Annotated in this window: 4 protein-coding genes; 3 read left to right on the top strand and 1 reads right to left on the bottom strand. The window is 48.1% G+C overall.

What is annotated here, in order from left to right:
- The first annotated feature begins 208 nt into the window (after nt 1–208).
- Nucleotides 209–1945, top strand: coding sequence for an ABC transporter ATP-binding protein (locus tag KW93_RS09480; RefSeq protein WP_033542768.1), 1737 nt, complete (start codon nt 209–211; stop codon nt 1943–1945).
- A gap of 2 nt (nt 1946–1947) precedes the next feature.
- On the top strand, nt 1948–3702 hold the full coding sequence (locus KW93_RS09475) for an ABC transporter ATP-binding protein (RefSeq protein ID WP_033542767.1): 1755 nt from the start codon (nt 1948–1950) through the stop codon (nt 3700–3702).
- A gap of 231 nt (nt 3703–3933) precedes the next feature.
- Here KW93_RS09475 and KW93_RS09470 read toward each other — a convergent pair whose 3' ends face one another.
- Nucleotides 3934–4137, bottom strand: a complete 204-nt coding sequence (locus tag KW93_RS09470) for a YheE family protein (protein WP_033542766.1) — start codon at nt 4135–4137, stop codon at nt 3934–3936.
- A gap of 106 nt (nt 4138–4243) precedes the next feature.
- On the opposite strand from KW93_RS09470, the gene KW93_RS09465 reads away from it, so the two are divergent.
- On the top strand, nt 4244–4460 hold a 217-nt coding region (locus KW93_RS09465), incomplete at its 3' end, for a DUF445 domain-containing protein (RefSeq protein WP_152602441.1).

Genomic DNA, 4460 nt, shown 5'->3' with positions numbered 1-4460 from the left:
CTTATGCCTTTCAGAGCCAAACGGGCGCTGTCGCTTTTAGGTGTATTTAACAGTTTTTACTGTTTAAATAATCGGCACTGGGGATCAGTTGCCAAATAAAACATAGAGGAGATTATGAAAATGGAAAAAATCCAACAACGTAAAATAATGATCAAGGAATCGCTGGAAGGCGACTAGCTGAAATTGAAGATGAAAGAAGGAGTTATGTATGTTTGATGTTTTATGGAAATTAAGATGGTTTTTTAAAGAAAATTGGATGCGCTATATCATTGCGGTCGGCTTGCTGCTGATTGCGAATGTAATCGAAATTATTCCGCCGTGGCTGATTGGTGTGGCAATTGACTCGATTGCGCAAAACGAATTGACATCGGAGCTGCTGTGGCAATACATTGTCGTTCTGGCTGTCGCAATGGTCCTTGCCTACCTCATCAATTTCGTCTGGCAGTATCAATTATTCGGAGGGGCCTATGTCATTGAACGCCAGCTGCGTTCCAGCCTCATGGGCCATTTCCTCAAAATGACGCCGACATTCTTTGAAAAGAATCGGACAGGCGATCTGATGGCGCGATCAACAAACGATTTGCGCGCCATTTCGGAAACAGCCGGATTCGGTATATTGACACTTGTCGATTCAACGTTATATATGGCGACCATCATTATCGCGATGGGCTTTCTTGTGTCCTGGGAATTGACTTTATTGGCGCTTATTCCACTGCCGATCCTGGCGATCGTCGTCCAGATCCTCGGCAGCAAAATCCATGAGCGCTACACCCTTGCACAGGATGCGTTCGGTGATATGAATGACAGTGTTCTTGAATCTGTAGGCGGTGTGCGCGTCGTCCGTGCATATGTTCAGGAGCGTGCATCTGAGCAGCAATTCGCCGAAATGACGGAAGATGTCTATGAGAAAAACATGGCCGTTGAACGGATTGACGCGCTGTTTGCTCCGGTCACAAAAGTGCTCACGGCGGTCAGTTATATGATCGGCCTCGGCTACGGGGCATTTCTCGTCGCTGAAGGGAAGATGACACTCGGAGATCTTGTTGCGTTCAACGTATATCTTGGCATGATCGTCTGGCCGATGTTTGCCATCGGGGAGCTGATCAACATCCTTCAGCGGGGCAATGCTTCACTGGACCGTGTCAATGAAACCCTGGATTACAAGGAAGATGTGGTGGACCCTGTGAAACCGGCGTTTGCGGATAAACCGGAAAATATCGGCTTCCGTGATTTCAGTTTCACTTATCCTACCTCAAGTTCAATCAATCTGCAGGGCATCAATCTATCAATGAACAGCGGCCAGACACTCGGCATTGTCGGGAAAACGGGAAGCGGAAAAACAACTTTCGTCAAACAATTGATGAGGGAATACCCAGCCGGGCAGGGGTCGATCATGCTGAATGGCATCGAACTGCAGGATTTGACAAAAGATCAGCTGCGCGGCTGGATCGGTTATGTGCCCCAGGATCACGTCCTGTTCTCCCGTACGATCCGGGCTAATATTCTATTCGGGAAATCGGATGCGACGGAAGAAGATATTGCAGAAGCCTTGCGATTATCACATTTCACGAAAGATCTGGAAATGCTGCCGAGAGGTCTCGATACATTAGTGGGAGAAAAAGGGGTGGCACTTTCAGGGGGCCAGAAACAGCGTATTTCGATTGCGCGGGCGCTGATCAAAAATCCTGAAATACTGATACTTGATGATTCCCTGTCGGCAGTCGATGCCAAGACGGAAGCGCGGATCATTGAAAATATCCAGAGGGAACGTTCCGGAAAAACGACGATCATCACGACTCACCGCCTGTCAGCGGTACAGCATGCCGATTGGATCGTCGTACTCGATGACGGAAAAGTCGTTGAAGAAGGAACACATGAAGATTTGCTGAAAAACAATGGATGGTATAACGAACAATTCCTCCGCCAGCAGATTGAGGAGGTGTAATCATGACTACAGGAAAACGATTATTGAACTATGCATTAAATTTTAAAAGTGTATTGATTGTCGGCCTGGTGTTCCTCGCAATCGCGGTTGCCGCTGATCTTGCGACGCCGCTGATTGCCAAGGAAATCATCGATAATCATATACCGGCAAGAGGTAAGGCCGTCGATTTCACGCCGATCGCCTACCTGTTGGCACTGTTCTTCGTGCTCGGCATCGTTACGGCGATATTCCGTTACCTGCAGTATATCCTGCTGCAAAAAGGCGCCAATAAAATCATCAGGCAAATGCGCAACGATGTATTCGAACATGTGCAGAGGCTGCCGATCCGCTATTTTGATGATTTACCGGCAGGAAAAGTGGTAGCAAGGATCACCAACGATACAGAAGCGATACGGGAGTTATTTGTCACCGTGCTGTCGCAGTTTGCGACAAGCTTCATGTACATGGCCGGGATTTATGCGGCTTTGTTCTACCTGGACTGGCGCATGGCGCTAATCACTTTCATCATTGTTCCGCTGCTGTACGTGTGGATGCTCATCTACCGTAAATATGCGGCGAATTACAATCACGTCGTACGTGAGAAAGTCAGTGACATGAATGCGATGATCAATGAATCGATTCAAGGCATGACGATCATCCAGGCGTTTCGCCGTGAGAAACAGATGAAGGAAGAATTCGAAACGATGAATAATGTGCATTTCAGATTCCAGCAGAAGCTGCTGATCCTGGAAGCCGCAGCATCCAATAATATGGTGGGAATCCTGCGTTCACTTGTTTTCATTGCCTTCATCTGGTATTTCGGAGGAGCTTCCATGACAGGCAGCACAGTTGTAACGGTCGGTGTGCTGTATGCATTCGTAGATTACATCATCCGGCTTTTCAATCCGATCAGCGGCATCGTCAACCAGTTCGCTAAACTGGAACAGGCTTTGGTGGCGGCTGAGCGGGTGTTCCGCCTGCTTGACCGCAGCGGAGAGGATGTCAGTGATGAGAAAATCCCGAGATATCAGGGGAATGTGAGATTCGAAAAGGTCTGGTTCGCTTATAAGGAAGAGGAATATGTGTTGAAGGATCTGACTTTCGAAGCGAAGCAGGGGGAAACGGTGGCGCTTGTCGGCCATACAGGTTCCGGCAAGAGTTCGATCATGAACCTGCTGTTCCGGTTCTATGATGTTTCCAAAGGGAGCATCACCATCGACGGCATCAACATCAATGACATGTCGAGGCAAAGTGCCCGTGAGCATATGGGCATCGTTTTACAGGACCCTTATCTGTTCTCCGGCACCATTGAATCGAATATCACGTTAGGCGATAAGCGCATCAGCCGCGAACGCGCCATCAAAGCGCTCGAAGAAGTCGGGGGCGAACGGGTGCTGAAGCATCTGCCGAAAGGCATTGACGAACCGGTTGTCGAAAAAGGCAGCACGCTGTCATCCGGCCAGCGCCAATTGGTATCATTTGCACGGGCTTTGGCATTCGATCCGGCTATCCTCATACTGGATGAAGCCACTTCGAATATCGACACCGAAACGGAAGAAATTATCCAGCATGCGATGGAAGTGCTGAAAAAAGGAAGAACGACTTTCATCATTGCCCACCGCTTATCAACCATCAAAAATGCGGACCGCATCCTCGTGCTCGACCGCGGTGAAATCGCGGAAGCGGGCTCACACGATGAGCTGATGAAACTCGGCGGCACGTATTACCAGATGTATCAGATCCAATCAGGAATGTCTTCTGCCCAGCAAATCGGGTAAGGGGGCATTCCCTTTTTTTGTGGGATTTCTTTTCTCCAGGCGTAAAAGTACGGTGTCTCTTCCTCCTCAGAATTCGCTTGTGCGGGTCCCAGCGTCAGACACAAATTGAAAAACATTTGTGTCTGTCACTGTGACACCAAACAGGGAGTGGAAGCTAATACTGTTAAATTCGGCAATCGTTCCATATAATGAAAAAGCGGAGAAGAAAAAGCGCTGAAACATCTCAGCGCTTTAATCGTATACATGATAGAGCATAAGTTCATGGACCATCTTTTTGACAGCCTCTTCATCTTCGGGCTGACGGCTGCCCCAGGCAATCGTTCCGTCCGGATGGTATTCTCCCGTAATGCGTTCGTTTTTGTAATAGAAAGAAATATTCCAGCCGGGGAGCTGTGTATTTTCGAACATGGGCGTAAATTTAAAATGCTGCAGCATGCAAATCCTCCTTTGCTATTCCTATAAGTATAGAGGATAAGCGGAAATTCATAAAGATAAAAAGAAGAGAGTGAAGATCTTGAATATATTCCTGACGATTGCCTTAATGGCATTGATCGGCGCGCTGATTGGCGGTTTCACCAATTTCATCGCGATTAAAATGCTGTTCCGCCCCTACAAAACCATGTACATCGGCAAATGGCGGGTGCCTTTCACCCCCGGGTTGATCCCGAAGCGCCGCGATGAATTATCCACGCAACTTGGGCGCACCATCGTCCAGCATTTATTGACTCCGGAAACATTCAAAAAGCGCTTTTTGAATG

It is taken from the genome of Planococcus sp. CAU13 (assembly GCF_000775575.1).
In the GTDB taxonomy this organism is placed as follows: domain Bacteria; phylum Bacillota; class Bacilli; order Bacillales_A; family Planococcaceae; genus Planococcus.
This window is presented reverse-complemented; position numbering and strand designations above follow the sequence as displayed.

Bases quoted from the DNA above. Each gene is read 5' to 3' on its own strand.
- KW93_RS09470 (WP_033542766.1), bottom strand. From the start codon at position 4,137: ATGCTGCAGCATTTTAAATTTACGCCCATGTTCGAAAATACACAGCTC.
- KW93_RS09480 (WP_033542768.1), top strand. From the start codon at position 209: ATGTTTGATGTTTTATGGAAATTAAGATGGTTTTTTAAAGAAAATTGG.
- KW93_RS09475 (WP_033542767.1), top strand. From the start codon at position 1,948: ATGACTACAGGAAAACGATTATTGAACTATGCATTAAATTTTAAAAGT.